The organism is Pseudoxanthomonas sp. GW2 (assembly GCF_000283075.1).
In the GTDB taxonomy this organism is placed as follows: domain Bacteria; phylum Pseudomonadota; class Gammaproteobacteria; order Xanthomonadales; family Xanthomonadaceae; genus Pseudoxanthomonas.
On record NZ_ALIP01000135.1, the window covers coordinates 36742 to 55235 of the forward strand.

14 protein-coding genes and 1 pseudogene are annotated in these 18494 nt (G+C 71.7%); 4 read left to right on the forward strand and 11 right to left on the reverse strand.

The window, feature by feature from the left end; translation table 11 throughout:
- Positions 1-18: 18 nt before the first annotated feature.
- Together B351_RS0112315 and B351_RS0112320 are read left to right on the forward strand one after the other, a co-directional pair.
- Positions 19-1749, forward strand: a complete 1731-nt coding sequence (locus B351_RS0112315) for an ExeM/NucH family extracellular endonuclease (RefSeq protein ID WP_019399341.1) — start codon at positions 19-21, stop codon at positions 1747-1749.
- Positions 1750-1828: 79 nt separating this feature from the next.
- Entirely contained in the window at positions 1829-2614 is a 786-nt protein-coding gene (locus B351_RS0112320) for a TSUP family transporter (protein ID WP_019399342.1), read from the forward strand.
- 151 nt (positions 2615-2765) lie between these two features.
- Here the strand turns inward: B351_RS0112320 and bktB are convergent, their stop codons facing one another.
- The 10 genes from bktB to B351_RS0112370 all read right to left on the reverse strand — a co-directional run bounded on the left by bktB (position 2766) and on the right by B351_RS0112370 (position 15815).
- Positions 2766-3944 carry a beta-ketothiolase BktB gene (gene bktB, locus B351_RS0112325; protein ID WP_019399343.1) on the reverse strand — a complete coding sequence of 393 codons (1179 nt, stop codon included), beginning with the start codon at positions 3942-3944 and terminating at the stop codon, positions 2766-2768.
- Positions 3945-3960: 16 nt separating this feature from the next.
- Positions 3961-4848, reverse strand: coding sequence for an SDR family NAD(P)-dependent oxidoreductase (locus B351_RS0112330; protein ID WP_026010674.1), 888 nt, complete (start codon positions 4846-4848; stop codon positions 3961-3963).
- A gap of 49 nt (positions 4849-4897) precedes the next feature.
- Positions 4898-5539, reverse strand: coding sequence for a TetR/AcrR family transcriptional regulator (locus B351_RS0112335; protein ID WP_019399345.1), 642 nt, complete (start codon positions 5537-5539; stop codon positions 4898-4900).
- A 144-nt stretch (positions 5540-5683) separates the two neighbouring features.
- Complete coding sequence (locus B351_RS0112340; RefSeq protein WP_019399346.1) at positions 5684-7303, reverse strand: AMP-binding protein; 1620 nt, start codon at positions 7301-7303, stop codon at positions 5684-5686.
- Positions 7294-8946 carry a carboxylesterase/lipase family protein gene (locus tag B351_RS0112345; protein ID WP_198006222.1) on the reverse strand — a complete coding sequence of 551 codons (1653 nt, stop codon included), beginning with the start codon at positions 8944-8946 and terminating at the stop codon, positions 7294-7296. Before B351_RS0112345 ends, B351_RS0112340 begins: the two co-directional genes overlap by 10 nt.
- The gene (locus B351_RS0112350) at positions 8943-10265 is read right to left on the reverse strand and encodes an MFS transporter (protein ID WP_019399348.1); all 1323 of its coding nucleotides are present in this window, start codon (positions 10263-10265) and stop codon (positions 8943-8945) included. The genes B351_RS0112345 and B351_RS0112350 overlap by 4 nt, the downstream gene beginning before the upstream one ends.
- The gene (locus B351_RS0112355) at positions 10265-12523 is read right to left on the reverse strand and encodes a TonB-dependent receptor (protein WP_198006223.1); all 2259 of its coding nucleotides are present in this window, start codon (positions 12521-12523) and stop codon (positions 10265-10267) included. The genes B351_RS0112350 and B351_RS0112355 overlap by 1 nt, the downstream gene beginning before the upstream one ends.
- Positions 12524-12851: 328 nt before the next feature.
- Positions 12852-13703 (reverse strand): formyltetrahydrofolate deformylase, encoded by an 852-nt coding sequence (gene purU / locus B351_RS0112360; RefSeq protein WP_019399350.1) that lies wholly within the window; start codon positions 13701-13703, stop codon positions 12852-12854.
- 63 nt (positions 13704-13766) lie between these two features.
- A complete protein-coding gene (locus B351_RS0112365) occupies positions 13767-14861 on the reverse strand; it encodes an NADH:flavin oxidoreductase/NADH oxidase (RefSeq protein WP_019399351.1) in 1095 nt (364 codons plus the stop codon).
- A 99-nt stretch (positions 14862-14960) separates the two neighbouring features.
- On the reverse strand, positions 14961-15815 hold the full coding sequence (locus B351_RS0112370; protein ID WP_019399352.1) for an NAD-dependent protein deacetylase: 855 nt from the start codon (positions 15813-15815) through the stop codon (positions 14961-14963).
- Positions 15816-15989: 174 nt separating this feature from the next.
- On the opposite strand from B351_RS0112370, the gene B351_RS0112375 reads away from it, so the two are divergent.
- Complete coding sequence (locus B351_RS0112375) at positions 15990-16877, forward strand: fructose bisphosphate aldolase (protein WP_026010677.1); 888 nt, start codon at positions 15990-15992, stop codon at positions 16875-16877.
- Positions 16878-16964: 87 nt separating this feature from the next.
- Complete coding sequence (gene pncA / locus B351_RS0112380) at positions 16965-17585, forward strand: bifunctional nicotinamidase/pyrazinamidase (RefSeq protein WP_026010678.1); 621 nt, start codon at positions 16965-16967, stop codon at positions 17583-17585.
- A 108-nt stretch (positions 17586-17693) separates the two neighbouring features.
- Here pncA and B351_RS17390 read toward each other — a convergent pair.
- A pseudogene (locus B351_RS17390) lies at positions 17694-18494 on the reverse strand (methyl-accepting chemotaxis protein); the annotation flags it as partial.

Below are 18494 nucleotides of genomic sequence, written 5' to 3' on the forward strand. Positions count from 1 at the left end.
CCGCGGCCAAGGATCCCCATGCAGTACCGCCGTTCCATGCCGGGCCGCCACGCCCGCTTCCTGCTCGCCCCGCTGCTGCTGGCCGCGCCCGCGCTGGCGCTGGCCGAGGCGCCGGCCACGGTCGCCATCAGCAGCCTGCACCGCGGCGGGGCCGAGGCGGCCCCGGTGCAGGTCGAGGGCGTGGTCAGCGCCGATTTCCGCGCCGGGCTGGGTGGCTTCTACCTGCAGGACGCCGGCGACGGCGACCCGGACACCCCCGACGCGCTGCTGGTCCAGGCCGACGCCGACGCGGAGGTGCCGCCGGGCTTCGGCCCGGGCATGCATTGCCAGGTCAGCGGCGAACTGGTGGAGCTGCGCGCCGGTGCCGACCGCCTGCGCGCGCTGGCGCCGGCGCGGATCGGCCCCTGCCGCGCCGCCATCCCGGTGGAGCCGGTGCGCCTGGCCGCGCTGCCGCAACGCTGGGAACCGCTGCAGGGCATGCGCGTGCGCATCGAGGCGCCGCTGACGGTGACCGGTACCCACGCCCTGGAGCGCTACGGCGAACTGACCGTGAGTTTCGCCGGACGCCAGTGGCAGCCCAGCGAGCTGGCCCTGCCCGGCACCCCCGAGCACGCCCGCCTGGCCGCGGCCAACGCCCGCCAGCGGCTGCTGCTGGACGATGGCAGCAGCCAGCGCAACCCGGCCACGATCGCGTACCTCGGCGGTGCCACCACCCCGCGCGTGGGCAGCGTGGTGCACGGCGTGGAAGGCATCCTCGAGCGCCGCCACGGCAGCTGGCGGATCCAGGTCGAGCGTCCGCTGCAGCTGCAGGCGGCGCCGCGCCCGCAGCCGCCGCGCGTGCCCGGCACGCTCAAGGTGGCGGCGTTCAACCTGGAGAACCTGTTCAACGGCGACGGCCGCGGCGGCGGCTTCCCCACCCCGCGCGGGGCGAAGACCCACGCGGCGATGCAGGCGCAGCTGGCCAAGCTGGTGGCCACCGTGCACGGCCTGGACCCGGACATCGCCGCGCTGATGGAACTGGAGAACGACGGCTACGGGCCGGACTCGAGCATCGCCCAGCTGGTGGACACGCTCAACGCCGGTGGCGCGCAGTGGCGCTTCGTCGACCCCGGCCGCGGCCCCGGCAGCGACAGCATCCGCGTCGGCCTGATCTACCGCGCCGACCGGGTCGAGCCGCGCGGCGCCCCGGCGGTGCTGGAAGGCGGCCCGTTCGGCGCGCGCAGCCGGGTGCCGCTGGCCCAGGCCTTCGTGCGCAAGGGCGGCAAGCGCGACCTGGTCGTGGTCGCCAACCACTTCAAGTCCAAGGGCTGCAGCGAAGCGACCGGCGCCGACGCCGACCAGGGCGACGGCCAGGGCTGCTGGAACGCGCTGCGCACCGAATCGGCGCGGCGCCTGCATGCCTGGCTGCAAACCGTGCCGGCCGGCAGCCGCGCCCGGCGCATCGTGCTTCTGGGCGATTTCAACGCCTATGCCATGGAAGATCCGCTGCACTGGCTGCATGGCGAGGGCTGGGTGGACGCGTTCGCCGCGGCCAGGGTCGAAAGGCCGTACAGCTACGTGTACGACGGCCTCAGCGGGCGCCTCGACCACGCCCTGCTGAGCCCGGCGCTGGCGCCGGCGCTGCGCGGGGCGGCCGAGTGGCACGTCAACGCCGACGAGCCGGACGACGCCGGCTACGCCGGGCGCAACGAGCCCGGCCCGTGGCGCAGCTCGGACCACGACCCGCTGCTGCTGGGCTTCGACCTGTAACCATCGGCCGCGGGCACCCTCCGGGCAGCGCCTACAATGCCCGCCCTGCCGGCCCATCCGCGCCGAGGCCCCGCGTCCCATGCCCGAGCTTGCCCTGCAGCTGTTGCTGCTGCTGTTCCTCGCCCGCCTGCTGGCCGGCTTCATCGATTCCATCGCCGGCGGCGGCGGCATGGTCACCATCCCGGCGATGCTGCTGGCGGGCATCCCGCCGCTGCAGGCGCTGGGTACCAACAAGCTGCAGTCGCTGTTCGGCGCCGGCACGGCCAGCTGGAGCTATGCCCGCCATGGCCACGTCGACCTGCGCGCGCAGCTGCCGATGGCGCTCACCGCGGCCGCAGGCGCAGTCGCCGGGGCGCTGCTTGCGACGGTGGTCCCCGGGAGCTGGCTGCGCGCGGTGCTGCCGCTGCTGCTGTTCGGCATCGCCCTGTACTTCTGGCTCAAGCCGGACGTCGGCGCGGTGGAGCGGCATCGACGCATCAGCGAGAAGGCCTTCGCCCTCACCTTCGTGCCGGTGATCGGCTTCTACGACGGGGTGTTCGGCCCGGGCACCGGTTCGTTCCTGATGCTGGGCTTCGTCGGCCTGGCCGGGTTCGGCATCCTCAAGGCCACCGCGCACACCAAGTTCCTCAACTTCGGCTCCAACCTGGGCGCGTTCGCGGTGTTCGTTGGGTCCGGCGCGGTGCTGTGGAAGGTCGGCCTGGTGATGGGCGCCGGCCAGGTGCTGGGCGCACGCCTGGGCTCGCGCTTCGCCATGCGCCAGGGTGCGAAGGTGATCAAGCCGCTGCTGGTGACGGTGTCGCTGCTGCTGGCGTTGCGGCTGCTGGCGGATCCGACCCATCCGTTGCGGGAGTGGGTGGGGTTCTGAAGCCCCCTCTCCCCGGGATGGGAGAGGAAAGGAACGAAGCCACGCCCCGAACGCACGCCACGGGCCGCGGTCGCGCGCGGGTATTGCTGCCGCTGTTTGCGGCCTTGCCCCGCATGCCGTCGCGTGGCGACGGCATGTGGCCTCCCCTCGCCTAGACCCGCTCGAAGATCGCGGCGATGCCCTGGCCGCCGCCGATGCACATCGTCGCCAGGCCGTAACGGCCGCCGGTGCGGTGCAGCTCGTGCACCAGCTTCACCGTGATGATCGCGCCGGTCGCACCGACCGGGTGGCCGAGCGAGATGCCGCTGCCGTTGGGATTGGTCTTCTCCGGATCGAGGCCCAGCGCATCGGCGACCGCGCAGGCCTGCGCGGCAAAGGCCTCGTTGGACTCGACCACGTCGAGGTCCCCGACCTGCAGCCCTGCACGCGCCAGCGCGGCGCGGGTCGCCGGCACCGGGCCCATGCCCATGTACATGGGCTCCACGCCCGCGTGCGCGTAGGCGACCAACCGGGCCAGCGGTTTCAGCCCGTGCCGCTGCACCGCCTCGCCCGTGGCCAGCACCACCGAGGCCGCGCCATCGTTGATGCCCGAGGCATTGCCAGCCGTCACCGTGCCGTCGGCCTTGAACACCGGCCGCAGGCCGGCCAGGTCGCCGGCGGTGACGCCAGCGCGCACATGCTCGTCCACGCGGAACTCCGTCTCCCTGCCTCGACGTCCCACCTCCACCGGCACGATCTGGCCCTCGAAGCGTCCCTCCGCGATCGCCCGCGCCGCGCGCCGGTGGCTCTCCAGCGCCAGCGCGTCCTGCCTCCCGCGGTCGATGCCGTGGCGCTCGGCCACGTTCTCCGCGGTGATGCCCATCAGCACCTTGTCGAATGGGTCCTTCAGGCCCTCGTTGAGCGCGTCCACCATCACCGCGTCGCCGAGCTTGCGCCCCCAGCGCTGGCTGGGCACGTGGAACGGCACCCGGCTCATCGACTCCGCGCCGCCGGCCAGCGCCACCTCGCAGTCGCCGAGCAGCAGCGACTGGGCCGCCGACACGATCGCCTGCAGGCCCGAGCCGCACAACCGGTTCACCGTGAACGCCGGCGCCGCCACCGGCACGCCCGCGTTCACCGCGACCACCCGCGCCAGGTAGGCATCGGCCGGCTCGCTGGGCAGCACCTGCCCGTATACCGCGTGGCCGATCGCGGACGGATCGATACCCGCGCGGGCGATCGCCTCGCGCGCGGTCACCGCGCCCAGCACGGACGGCGGCACGTCGCGCAGGCTGCCGCCGAACGCGCCGATGGCCGTGCGCACGGCCGAGACAAGGAACACGTCGGTCATGGCGATCCCCCCGGGTTCAGGCGGGCACGCCGGACCTGGCGCGCAGCGCGCTGGCGACCTCGCGCTCGGCCTGGGTGAAGCCGTAGTCGGGCACGACCTGGCCGCCGGGATCGGACACCGCGTCCCACGACGCCATCAGCCGCTCGCCGGCGTCGTCGCCACCACCGAGATGGCGGCCCTCGGTCAGGGTCACGTAGGCGCGGGCGAAATGCCCGGCACCGGCGCAGACGATCGCGCGGGTCGGCGCGTCGTCGACCACCAGCGGCAGCAGCGCCGGGCTGACCAGCGCCGGATCCAGCACGTCCAGCTGCTCCTGCGGCAGGATGCCTTCCATCATCCGCGTGTACGCGGTCGGCGCCAGGCAGTTGGCCTTGATCCCGTATTTGGCGCCCTCGATGGCGAGCGTCTGCATCAGCCCGACCAGCGCCATCTTCGCCGCGCCGTAGTTGGCCTGGCCGAAGTTGCCGTACAGGCCGCTGGACGAGGTGGTCAGGACGATGCGGCCGAATTCCTGCCCGCGCATCACCTCCCACACCGCCTTGCAGCAGATCGCCGCGCCCATCAGGTGCACGTCCACCACCAGGCGGAAGTCGTCCAGGTCCATCTTGGCGAAGCTCTTGTCGCGCAGGATGCCGGCGTTGCTGATGAGGATGTCGATGCGGCCCCATGCGTCATGCGCGCGCTGCACCATCGCCGCGACCGCGGCTTCGTCGGTCACCGAAGCTGCCACCGCCATCGCCTCGCCGCCGGCCGCGCGGATCTCCGCGGCGACCGCCTCGGCGGCCTCCAGGCCCAGGTCGTTGACCAGGACCTTCGCGCCCTTGCGCGCCAGGTAGAGCGCATGCTGGCGACCCAGGCCGCCGCCGGCACCGGTGACGATCGCTGTCCTTCCCTTCAGTGGCATCATCGAACTCCCGTTTGTCGTGAGGCACGGAACGGGAGCGCACCGGCGCTCAGCCGGGTTTCGAACGCGTTCCGTTCCGCGGTTTGCAGATGGTCTTGAAGCCGGCGGCCATGAACTTCGCCATGCGCGCCTTCACCGCTTCGTAGTCGTCCGAGCGGCACAGGCCGCCGGAGAGGCGGTCGATGCGCCCCGTGCGCGCCAGGGTGAGCATCAGCGCGCCAGTGACGAAGTGGTAACCCCAGAAGATGTCCTCCTCGGCCGCTTCCGGCAGCGCGCGCTTGAGCAGGCCGATCAGGCGCAGCACCACCGGGTCGAAGTGCTGGTCCATCAGCTCGCCGCCGTGGCGGGTGTTGGACATCAGCGCGCCGAGCGCGCCGTAGTTCTTCCACGCCTCGCCGCCCTGGCTGTACAGGTCCAGGTCGGTGTCCAGGAACGCGCGCAACGCGCCTTCCACCGTGGGCTTGCCCTTGCAGGCGTCCTCGTAGGCGTCCAGCGCCTGCATGCGCGCGCTGCTGGTGACGCCGGCGCGACGCGCGATCACCGCGTCGAACAGCGTCTGCTTGTCCTTGAAGTAATAGTTGACCAGGGTGTGGTGCACGCCCACGCGCTCGGCCACGTCCTTCAGCGTGACGCCGTACAGCCCGTCGCGGGAGAACAGGTGTTCGGCCGCGTCGAGGATCTGTTCGGTCATCTCCGCGCGCTGGGCCGCCTTGGTGGTGCGCGCGGTCCGGGTGGTGCCGGTCTTCTTCGCACCACCCCGCCGGGATCCGGACGTCGTCGCCTTTGGCACCCTGCAGCCTCCAATGCCGCCCGGCATATGCGCTGGCCGGAGACATCACGCCTCCCGTCGCCATTGCGCGCCGCCGAATTCGGCCCTCAGCCGCATTTTGTCAATTTTGCCGGTCGCTGCCAAAGGCATCCGTTCCACCCGGATGATCTCCTCCGGCATCCACCACGAGGGCACCGCGCCGCGCAGCGCGTCCAGCAGCTCGTTGTCGGTGGTGTCCGCGTCGGCGCGCATCTCCACCAGCAGCACCGGGCGCTCGCCCCACTTCGGGTGCGCCCGCCCGATCACCGCGGCCAGCGACACGCCCGGGAGCCGGCCGACGATCTCCTCGATCTCGGCCGGGTTGATCCACTCCCCGCCGGACTTGATCAGGTCCTTGGCGCGACCGGTGATGACCAGGTTGCCATGCTCGTCGATGCGCGCCAGGTCGCCGGTGGGGAACCAGCCATCGGCGTCCACCGCCGGTTCGAGCTGGCCGAAATACCGGTAGACCACGCTGGCCCCGCGCACGCGCAGGTGCCCCTCGCAGCCGCGCTGCTGCGGCAGCGGTACGCCGTCGGCGTCGGTCAGCAGCAGGTCGATGCCCAGCGCCGGGCGCCCGGACAGGTGCGGGGCGCGCCCGGGATCGTCGGGCAGGGCGACGGTGCCGGTGGGCGACAGCTCGGTCATGCCCCAGCTGGTCTGCACCACCGCCCCCAGGCGCTGCTCGATGCGCTGCATCAGCGCCGGTGCCATCGGCGCGCCGCCGACGAGGATCCGCTTCAGCGAGGGCACCTCGCCGCCGTGCGCATCGAGATGGTCGACCAGGCCCAGCCACACGGTGGCCACGCCGATCGCCACGGTGACGTCCTCGTCGCGGATCAGCCTGGCGAGGCGGGGGGCCTCGAGATGGCGACCCGGCAGCACCAGCTTCGCGCCCACCGCCGGCGCCGCGAACGGCACGCCCCAGGCGTTTGCATGGAACATAGGAACGGCCAGCAGCACGCTGTCGCGCTGCGACAGCGCCATGGTGTCGGCCTGCAGTGCACGAAGCGTATGCAGGAACACGCCGCGATGGGTGTAGGTCACGCCCTTCGGCGCGCCGGTGGTGCCGGAGGTGAAACACAGGCCGCAAGGCAGGCGTTCGTCGAAGCCGCCCCATCCGGCCGGCTTGCGCGGCGCACCGGATCCCGCGTCGAGCAGGCGCTCCAGTGGTTCGATCGCCGGCGCAGCATCGTCCGCCACGGCCGTGCCATCGATCGACAGGATCCGTTCGACCGACCCGGCGCGCGTGGCGATGGCCCGCGCCAGCGGCGCCAGGTCGGCGGCGGCGACCAGCACGCGCGCGCCGGACTGTTCCAGCATCGTCGCCAGGTGTGCCTCGGACACGCGCGGGTTGAGCGTCTGGCAGACCGCGCCCATGCCCATCACCGCGTACCAGGTCTCCATGTGCGACTGGGTGTTCCAGGCCAGGGTGGCGACCACGTCGCCGCGACCGACGCCCATCCCGGCCAGCAGTTCCGAGACCTCGCGGCTGCGACGCTGCAGGTCCGCGTAGCCGACGCGCGCCGTGCTTCCATCCTCGGCCGCGGTGACCACCTCGACCCTGGCGTGCCACTTGGCACCATGCTCCAGGAACCTGTCGATGGTCAGCGGCCAGTCCTGCATCTGGCCATGGATCACGGACATCCAGGCACTCCGGCGGGCAGCGGCGGCGCGGCGATGCCGACGTTCCAGTGCCAGGGCTGGCCGCCCTGCGCGCGGCGGCGGCACACCACCTGCTCCACGAGTTCGTACATGCCCGGCATCAGCTTTTCGCCCGGCACCGGCGCGCCGTCGAAGGCCATGTAGGCGCGCGCCTGGCCATAGGGCTGCCACGCCGGCTGGCCGGCGACGACCGGCTGCCCGCTGCGCGCGAACGAGGCCCAGTAGCCCGACATCGCCGCGGTCAGCGCCCGCTCGCCGTCGGAGTCCGGTGCCTTCGGCCACTGCGGCGGGGTGCGGTCGTGCCTGGCGAACACGTACGGCAGCTCGGCGGCGTGGAATGCGTGCAGGCCGGCTTCGTCGGCGGCCGGGTAGCCGTGGTTGAAGTAGTACAGGTACGACGGCAGGCCCAGCTCGGCCTGCTTGCGCACCAGCCGCTCGGCGGTCCAGCCGTACATCGCGTCGCGGGTGGTGGCGAGCATCGCCGCGTCGAGATCGGTTGCCGGATAACGGTCGAGCATCGCCTCGGCCAGGTCGCCGTAGGCGGCGCGGATCGCCGCCTCGTAGGCCGCGGCATCGGCCGGCTTCGGCGGCAGCAGGAAGCGCAGCGAGCGGATCTCGCCCTCGTTGAAGCCGGCCAGGATCGGCACCGGCGCCTGCTCGCCGCGGTCGAACACCTCCACCAGCTGCGCCGGCAGGACCTTGCCGTCGACGTTGCCGAACGGCAGGAAACCGGACATCGCCGCCTTCACCGTCAGCTCCTGCGGGTCCATGGCACGGAGCCGCGGCAGGCCGCGCACGCCGAGCTTGCGGCCCAGCTCCAGGCCCGACTCCTCGGCCGCGGGCATGCCATGCGCGGCCTCGCGCAGCGCCGGCGTGGTGATCATGTACGCACTCTGGGCGATGGCCTTGTGGAACAGCCCGCGCGCCGGCGGTGCGGCCATCAGGTACATCACGCTCAGCGCGCCGGCCGACTCGCCGGCGATGGTGACGTTGCCCGGATCGCCGCCGAACGCGGCAATGTTGCGCTGGACCCAGCGCAGCGCCTCGATCTGGTCGAGCAGGCCGTAGTTGCCGGACACGCCGTCTGCCGACTCGGCGCTCAGGTCCGGATGGGCCAGGTAGCCAAGCACGCCGAGGCGGTAGTTGATGCTCACCACCACCATGCCCTGCGCGGCCAGGCGCGCGCCGTCGTACATCGGCTCGCGGCTGGAGCCGGCGACCAGCGAACCGCCGTGGATCCACACGAACACCGGCGCGTCCTTCGCCTCGGCCGGCGCCCAGACGTTGAGCGACAGGCAGTCCTCGCTGGTCGGCAGGGCCTCGCCTGGCGAGTAGATGCTGCCGGGGCGCGGCGGCGGCTGCACGCAGGCCGGGCCGAAGCGGGTGGCCTCGCGGGTGCCCTTCCAGGGTTTGGCTGGCACCGGCGCGCGCCAGCGCAGCTGCTTCACCGGCGGCTCGGCGTAGGGAATGCCAAGGAAGGCATGGATGCCGCCGTCGAGCGCCTCGCCCCGGAGCGCGCCGACGGGGGCGTGGACGACCGGCCCCTGGGACCACGCCGCACCCGGAAGCGCGGCACAGCCCAGGACCGCGGACACGACCAGAGAGCGGAAGGTGGATCGGGTCACGGGGTGGTCTCCTGCGAAGCCTGGAGTCGGATGGTGCGCGCCAGCCGCAGGAACATGCCCACCGCCAGCAGGTAGAACGGGATCAGGGTGTAGAACGCCATCTGCAGCGAGTTGTCCGGGTGGCTGGCACGGAAGAAGTCGCTGGCCATGCCCAGGTAGGCCGGGCCGAGGCCCAGGCCGATCAGGTTCATCACCAGCAGCAGCAGCGCGCCGGAGAGTACGCGCTGGTTCGGTCGCACTTCCTCCTGCACCAGGGTCACCGCCGGCGACAGGTAGAAGTAGTTCAGTCCGGTCGGCAGCAACAGGAAGGCCAGCGCCAGCGGCCAGCGGTCGGCCCACACGAACAGGGCGAACAGCGGCATCGCAAGGGCGAGGCCGGCGGCCGGCAGGTAGGCGTAGGCGGTTTTCGACTTCCGTGACAGACGGTCGATCAGGCGGCCCGAGGCGAACATGCCGGCGCAGATGCCGGTGCCGATCACCAGCGCGTACCACACCGCCACCTGCTCCAGCGCCATGCCCTTCTCGCGCATCAGGAACAGCACGGTGAAGTTGAGCACGGCGTAGGTGATGAACTGGGTCGCGCCGCAGGCCAGGGCCATGCCGCGCAGCACCGGGTTGGCGAAGTACTCGCGGCAGGTGCGCCAGAACGGCGGAGCCGGCTCGGCGGCGGCAGCCACCGCTCCGGGCGCGGCATCCAGCCCGCCCTTGCGCGGCTCGCGCACCACCAGCCACACCACCAGCGCGGTCACCACCCCGACCACGCCGACCCAGATGAACGCCAGGCGCCAGGAGTAGGCCGCGGCGATCGAGGCGCCGAAGGCCACGCCCAAGGCCTGGCCTATCGGCGGGCCGAGGTTGAACAGGCTCAGCGCGGTGCCGCGCATGCCCGGCGGGAAATAGTCGGAAATGATCGCGTAGGACGGCGGCACGCCGCCGGCCTCGCCCACGCCGACGGTCATCCGCGCCAGCGCCAGCTGCGGATACGAGGAGGCCATGCCGCAGGCGGCGGTGGCCGCGCTCCACAACGCGCAGGAGAACGCCAGCACCCGCACCCGGTTGGTGCGGTCGGCCAGCCAGCCGACCGGGATCGCCAGGATGCAGTAGAACATCGCGAAGTACAGGCCGCCGATCAGGCCGAGCTGGGAGTCGGTGACCCCCAGTTCGTCCTGGATGGGCTTGGCCAGGATCGACAGCAGCTGCCTGTCGAGGAAGTTCAGCACGTAGACCAGGCACAGGATCGCCAGCACGATCCATGCCCGCGCGCCCGGTCGCGCGTGCTGCGCGCCGGGCATCGCCTGGCTGGCCGGAAGCGCGGCCATCAGAACCGGTACCCCACGCGCACGCCGACGGTGCGCGGCCGCACCAGCGCGTAGCGGCCGTCAAGGAACGCCTCCGGATGCACGTAGGTCACCGAACGGTCGTCGAACAGGTTCTCCACGTACAGGCCCACCGTGTACTTGTCGAACGCGGCGGCGACATTGGCGTTCACCACGGTGTACGCGTCGGTGTAGTCGAAGGTCGGGCTGACCACGCCCGGCTGGCCGGGCACGTACTGGAACTGTCCGGGGAAGTCGCCGACGTGGACGATCGCCAGCGAGGCATTGCCCTCCGAGCCGCGGATGAAGTCGAAGCGGTAGCTGGTGACCAGCGAGGCGCTGAACTCCGGCGCGGCCAGCCGCGCGCCGAGGACAGTGCCGGAAATCGCGGCCTCCTGCGGGGTCAGTTCATCGACCCGGGCGCGGTTGAACGAGCCGTTCAGTGCGATCGTCCAGTCCATGTTCGGCATGGCCATCAGCTCGAACTCCAGGCCACGGCTGTAGGCCCCGCCGATGTTGGTGGCGAACTGGACCTGGTCGGAGACGCGGTTGGCCTGCACCTGGATGTCGTTCCAGTCGACGTAGTACAGCGCCAGGTTGGCGGCCAGGCGGCCGTCGAGCCAGCTGCCCTTCATGCCCAGCTCGTAGTTGATGAGCTTGTCCGAATCGGCGCCGTAGGGGATGACCAGGTCGTCCGGGTCGATGGTGCTGACCGATCCGGCGCGGGCATTGACCACCGGCGCGCGGAAGCCGGTGGCGACCGCAGCGTAGGTGGTGACCGACGGCACCGGGCGCCAGGAAGCGCTGAGCCGGTACGACGGGCCGGTTTCCTTGGCCTTCGCGCCGGTGGCGGCCTCGACCGGGGTGATCGTGACCGGGCCGCCGGGGATGCCGAAGAAGGCGTACAGGTAGGCCTGGGTGAGGTAGTCGCTGTTGTAGCCGCCGGCGGCGGTGAAGGCCTGGGCCTGGGTGCTGCCGTAGCGCAGGCCCAGGGTGGCCCAGAAGTCGTCGTTGAAGTGGTAGGTCAGCTGGCCGAACAGCGCCTGCTCCTTTGACACGTCGGTGCTGAGGAAGCGCAGGTAGTACTCGTCCGGCAGGCCGGTGATGCCGCTGCGCTGCAGGAATTCCTCGTTGGAGCGGTAGCCGAAGTAGACGTCGCGGTCGCGCTTGAAGTGGAAGCCGCCGAGCACCCACTCGAACCGGCCACCGGTGTCGGACACCAGGCGCACTTCCTGGACGAAGGTCTTGCTGTTGAACGGCGCGTCCAGGGCGAAGGCGAAGGCCTGGCCGTAGGTGCCGGCCAGGTCCACGTTGAACGCCGCGTCGTAGTCCGACCAGGTCGAGGAGCTGGTCAAGTGGGCGCCGTCGAACTGGTAGTCCAGGGTCAGGTTGTAGTTGTCCATCGTCCCGTTGAACATGTCGGGACGGTCGGAGTAGCGCTTGTCCCGGCCGAGGTCCGGGTTGGTCAGCGAGGAATCCTCCGGCGTGCTCTCCTCGCGCGACAGGCGCACCTGCGCGGAGAAGCGGTCGGTCGGCTCCCACAGCAGGGTGGCGCGGCCGCCCCAGGCCTTGAGCACGTTGGCGTCCTTGACGCCGGTGCCGAGGTTGTCGATGTAGCCGTCCTCGTTGCGCGAGAAGCCGACCACGCGCAGGGCCATGGTGTCCTGCGCCAGCGGGATGTTGACCATCGCGTTGTAGCGCTGGCGCAGCGAGCTGGAACCGGTGACGCCGACGTCGGCCAGGAACGAGGCGTCGAAGGCGTTGGGGTCGGGCGCGTGGGTCAGGATGCGCAGCGCGCCGGCCAGCGAGCCGGAGCCGAACAGCGTGCCCTGCGGGCCGCGCAGGAACTCGATGCGCTCGACGTCGTACAGGCTCGGGTCGAGCACGGTCGAGTTGCCATTGGCCGAGATCGGCAGTTCGTCGATGTAGATCGCCACCGTGCTCTGCAGGTTGGCGTTGTAGCCGTTGGTGGCGATGCCGCGCGCAGTGAAGTTGTTGAAGTTCGCACTGGGGCGGTTGAGCACCACGCCCGGGGTTTCATGGGCCAGGCCCTCGTAGCCGACGATGCCCTTGGCATCGAGCTGTTCCTGGCCGAGCACGGTCACGCTCAGCGGCACGTCCTGCAGCTTCTCGCTGCGGCGGGTCGCGGTGACCACGATGGCGTCCAGTTCCTGGGCGCCGCCAGGCTGGGACCGCGATTCCAGCGCCTGGCCGGTGGCCTGCGCCAGGGCGGAAACAGGTAAAGCGAGCAACGTTGCCACGTATGCGGACGCGACCAGACGACTTGCCATGCGGATCCCCTCCCAAGGATTGCCGGTTAAGCACGAAAGCGTGCCCGGATACTGCAAGGCGGAAACCGCGCTGTCAACACTCACTCACGGTTGTGTGAATATTTTTTCTGGTCCGGAAACCGCTTTTGGATCAGGAGCTTGCTGCTGCACTGCGACAATCCGCAGGCGTCCGGTGGCGCCCGCGTAGGCCTGCCCGGTACGCACGCATGCGTACGGGATGGCCCACGGAATAGCGGCGGTGCATGCCGGCGACGCCCGCACGGAACGGCGCCCCTGCCGGCGCCAGGAAGGCTGCGCTTCAGCGGAAGACGACGGTCTTATGGCCGTTGAGCAGGATGCGGTGCTCGACGTGGCGGCGCACCGCACGTGCCAGCACCTGCGATTCGATGTCGCTGCCGACGCGGATCAGGTCGCGCGGGGTCATGGCGTGGTCCACCCGGGCCACGTCCTGCTCGATGATCGGGCCCTCGTCCAGGTCCGGGGTCACGTAGTGCGCGGTGGCGCCGATGATCTTGACCCCGCGCGCGTGCGCCTGGTGGTAGGGCTGGGCGCCCTTGAAGCTGGGCAGGAAGCTGTGGTGGATGTTGATCGCGCGCCCGGCCAGCGCCTCGCACATGCGCGGCGAGAGGATCTGCATGTAGCGCGCCAGCACCACCAGGTCGACCCGTTCGCGCTCGACCAGGTCCAGGATCGCCTGCTCCTGCCGCGGGCGGTTCCCGTTGTCCACCGGCAGGTGGGGGAACGGCACCCCGTAGGAGGCCGACAACGCGGCGAAGTCGGGGTGGTTGGAGACCACCGCGGCGATGTCCACGTTGAGCTGGCCGCTGTGGGCGCGGAACAGCAGGTCGTTGAGGCAGTGGCCCTGCTTGCTGACCAGCACCAGCAACCGCGCGCGGCGGCGCGCGTCATGCACCTGCCAGTCCATGCCGAATTCCGCCGCCAGGTGGCCGAAGCGCTCGATCAGCGCCGGGTACGCCTCCGGCGCGGGCAGGTCGAAGTGCACGCGCAGGAAGAAGCGGCCGGTCTCCTCGTCGCCGAACTGCTGGGCGTCGAGGATGTTGCAGCCCTGGCCGAACAGCAGGCCGGAAACGCGGTAGACGATGCCGGTACGGTCCGGGCAGGAGAGGGCGAGGATGTAGTCGTGGCGCATAGGCCGGCCATGGTATGCGAGCCACGGCCGGCGCGCGCGGCGGTTGCAGCTGTTACCGCCGCCTCAGCCGAACAGGCCGCGCGCCCCGTGCGGCTCGCAGCGCAGGTACTGCGGCGGTGCGTGCACCTTCGCCCCCAGCTCGGCGGCGGCATGCCAGGGCCAGCGCGGGTCGTAGAGCATGCCGCGGGCCAGGGCCACGGCATCGGCCTGGCCACCGGCGACGATGGCCTCGGCCTGGCGCGCTTCGGTGATCAGGCCCACCGCGATCACCGGCATGCGCACCTGGCCGCGGATCGCCGCGGCGAACGGCACCTGGTAGCCCGGTCCCACGGCGATCTGCTGGCGCGGATCCAGGCCGCCGCTGGAGACGTGGATGAAGTGGCAGCGGCGCGCGTCCAGTTCCCGCGCCAGGACGATGCTCTGCTCCAGGTCCCAGCCGCCCTCGACCCAGTCGCTGGCGGAGATGCGCATGCCCAGCGCCACCTGCTCCGGCAGTGCCGCGCGCACTGCATCGAACACCCGCAGCGGAAGGCGCATGCGGTTCTCCAGGCTGCCGCCGTAGGCGTCGTCGCGGTGGTTGCTCAGTGGCGACAGGAACTGGTGCAGCAGGTAGCCGTGCGCGGCGTGCAGCTCGACCAGGTCCAGGCCGAGGCGCGCGGCGCGGCACGCCGAGGCCACGAAGGCCTCGACCAGGGCATCGATGCCGGCCGCGTCCAGCGCCTGCGGCAGGGGGTGGTCTCCGGCATACGGCAGGGCGGAAGGGGCCACCGTGGTCCAGCCGCCCGGCTCGCCGGCGGCGATCGGGGCGCCGCCCTCCCACGGCCGCGCGGTGGAGGCCTTGCGTCCGGCATGCGCCAGCTGGATGCCCAGCGGCATCGGCGACCAGCGCCGCAGCGAGGCCAGCAGCGCGGCCAGCGCCGCCTCCTGGTCGTCGTTCCACAGGCCCAGGTCGGCATGGGTGATGCGGCCGTTGGCCTGCACCGCGGTCGCTTCCAGGATCAGCAGGCCGGCGCCGGACAGGGCCAGGTTGCCGAGGTGGATGTGGTGCCAGTCCGAGGCCACGCCGTCGTGCGCCGAGTACTGGCACATGGGCGCGACCACGATGCGGTTGCGCAGTTGCAGGGGACCGAGGTGGAGCGGGGTGAACAGCTGGCTCATGGCGAGGCGGTTACCGGTGGGCCCCGCATTGCAGCCCCACCGCGGTGGCGCTGCAAGGCCGTGGCCGGATCGCAGCGTCGCGCGATCCGCACCGCCGCCTCACAACGCGGCGACCAGCTCCGGCAGGACCCGGGCGCAGTCGGCTTCCAGCCTGGCCGCCTCCAGCCCGTCGGCGCGGGTGCGGCCGCGGTTGAGGATGGCCAGGGGGATGCCGGCCTCGGCCGCCATCCGCGCGAAGCGGAAGCCGGACCAGACCATCAGCGAGGAGCCGACCACCAGCAGCGCGTCGCTGTCGTGCAAGGCGGCGGTGGCCTCCTCGACCCGGGCGCGGGGCACGCTCTCGCCGAAGAACACCACGTCCGGCTTGAGCATGCCGCCGCAGGCCGGGCAGTCCGGCACCTGGAAGGCGGCGAAGTCCACGCCTTCCAGGTCGGCGTCGCCGTCCGGCGCCACCGCGGCCAGGTGCGCGTCCCAGCCGGGATTGCACGCCAGCAGCTGCTGCTGGAAGCCGGCGCGCGGCAGGCGCAGGCCGCAACCCAGGCACGCCACGTGGTCCAGGCGCCCGTGCAGGTCGATCACCCCGGTGCTGCCGGCGCGCTGGTGCAGGCCGTCCACGTTCTGGGTCAGCAGCCGGGCGACCCGGCCCTTGCGCTGCAGTTCCGCCAGGGCGTGGTGGGCGGCATTGGGCCGGGCCGCGGCGAACGGCGCCCAGCCGGCCAGGCTACGAGCCCAGTAACGGCGGCGGGTGTGGCCGTCGCCGGTGAAGGCCTGCAGGGTGATCGGCGGCGTGCGCTTCCAGGCGCCGTCGGCGTCGCGGTAGTCGGGGATGCCGGAACCGGTGCTGATCCCGGCGCCGGTGAGCACGAACAGGCGGCGGTGGCGGGCGAGGAACGCGGCCAGCGCGGCCTGTGCCGCGGCGGCGGGGGGTGGGGCGGTGGCGGCCTGGACGGACATCGGGGACGGCGGCGGAAGGCTTGGCGCGGGCGGACATGTTGCACGAGATCGCCCACATGTCGGTGTGCAGGCGCCGCGCTGACAGCGTTGTCTGGCGCCGGCGGCACGTTGCGCTTACGGGCCGGCGGCTAAGATCGTCGGCCCCCGAACCTAGCCAAGGGAACAGCCGTGACCATCAACCGCGAACAGCGTGACCGCATTGCTTCAGGCCAGGGTTTCATCGCCGCGCTCGACCAGAGCGGCGGCAGTACGCCCAAGGCGTTGAAGCTGTACGGCATCGACGAGTCGGCCTACGCCAACGAAGCCGAGATGTTCGCCCTGGTGCACCGCATGCGCGAGCGCATCGTCACCAGCCCGGCCTTCGACGGCAGGCGCATCCTCGGTGCCATCCTGTTCGAGCGCACCCTGGACGACCGCTTCGCCGGCGAGGAGGCGGCGCGCTTCCTGTGGGAGCGCAAGCAGGTGGTGCCGTTCCTGAAGATCGACAAGGGCCTGGAGGCCGAGGACGGCGGCGTGCAGCTGATGAAGCCGATCCCCGGGCTTGAAGAGCTGCTGGCGCGGGCCAAGGCCAAGGGCGTGTTCGGCACCAAGGAGCGCTCGGTGATCAAGGCCAACAACCCCGCCGGCATCGCCGCGGTGCTGGACCAGCAGTTCGAGCTGGCGCGCAAGGTACTGGCCGCCGGGCTGGTGCCGATCGTCGAGCCGGAGGTGGACATCAAGGCCGCCGACAAGGAGGCGATCGAGGCCGAGCTCAAGCGCGGCCTGCTGCAGCACCTGGACACGATCGACGCCGCCACCCCGGTGATGCTCAAGCTGACCCTGCCCAGCATCGACGGCTATTTCGCCGAGCTGGTCGCGCATCCGTCGGTGCTGAAGGTCGTGGCCCTGTCCGGCGGCTACAGCCGCGAGGAGGCCAACGCCAGGCTCGCCCGCAACCCGGGCGTGATCGCCAGCTTCAGCCGCGCCCTGACCGAGGGCCTGGGCGCGCAGCAGTGCGACGAGGAGTTCAACCAGGCCCTCGATGCCTCGATCGAGTCGATCTACCGCGCCTCGATCGCCTGAGGCCGCGCGCGGGCGGATGCCCCGCGCGGGGCATCCGCGGCATCATTGCAGGCCCGCCGCATGCCGCGGCAGGCCCGGTTCCCCGTGATGCATCCCGACACCACCGCCCTGATCGTCGTCGACCTGCAGCCGGACTTCATGCCCGGCGGCGCCCTGCCCTGCCACGAGGGCGATGCCATCGTCCCGGCCATCGATGCGCTGCTGCGCTCGCGCAGCTACCGCACCGTGGTCGCCACCCAGGACTGGCATCCGCGCGGGCACGCTTCCTTCGCCAGCGCCCATCCCGGTCGCCAAGCGTTCGAGCAGGTCGAACTGCACGGCCAGCCACAGACCCTGTGGCCGGACCACTGCGTGCAGGGCACGCCCGGCGCCGCGCTGGACCCGCGGGTGGACTGGAGCGCGGCCGACCTGGTGCTGCGCAAGGGCACCCGGCCGCAGGTGGATTCCTACAGTGCGTTCCGCGAGAACCATGGCCCCGGCGGCAGCCGCCCGGCCACCGGCCTGGCCGGCTGGCTGCGCGAACGCGGCATCGACGAGGTGCACGTATGCGGCCTGGCGCGCGACTACTGCGTGCTGTGGACCGCGCAGGACGCGGCAGCCGCCGGCTTCCGCGTCCGCTTCCTGTGGGAGCTGACCCGGCCGGTGGCCCCAGACGGCGACGCGCCGACCCGCAGCGCGCTGGAAGCGGCCGGGATCGCCCTCGGCTGAGGCCGCGCCACAAAGGAAAACGCCGGCGCGAAGCCGGCGTCTTCCTGCCTGGAAGGCCGCGGGGGACGGCCTTCCGGAACGCGGGGGATCAGACCTCCTGCCACTCGCCGTCGTCGGCGGTCGCCGCCGCCACCGGCGCCGCCGCGGGCGCGCCGCAGGCGCTGGCCGGGCCGCTGCCACCGCCGGGCGCCTGTGCGCCGGCGCGCGCAGCGCGGACTGGCCCAGGCCATCGGCCAGGCGGAACACCGCCACGGCCTCGACCAGCTGTCCGGCCTGCTCGGCCATCGAGCGCGCCGCGGCGGAAGCCTCCTCCACCAGCGCGGCGTTCTGCTGGGTGGTCTCGTCCATCTGCACCACGGTCTGGCTGACCTGCTCGATGCCCGCGGTCTGCTCCTGCGAGGCGGCCGAGATCTCGGACATGATGTCGGTCACCCGGTGCACGCTGGCCACGATCTCGCCCATGGTGGTGCCGGCCTTCTGCACCAGCGCCGAACCATTGGCGACCTTGCCCACCGAGTCGTCGATCAGCTGCTTGATCTCCTTGGCGGCGCCGGCCGAGCACTGGGCCAGGGTGCGCACCTCGGAGGCGACCACGGCGAAGCCGCGGCCCTGCTCGCCGGCGCGCGCCGCTTCCACCGCGGCATTGAGCGCCAGGATGTTGGTCTGGAAGGCGATGCCGTCGATCACCGAGATGATGTCGGCGATCTTCTTCGAGGAATCCTCGATGGCGGTCATGGTCTGCACCACCTCGCCGACCACCGCGCCGCCCTGCGAGGCGACGTCGGCCGCGCCGATCGCCAGCTGGTTGGCCTGGCGCGCATGCTCGGCGTTCTGCTTGACGGTGGAGGTCAGCTCCTCCATCGAGGCGGCGGTTTCCTCCAGGTTGGCGGCCTGCTGCTCGGTGCGGCG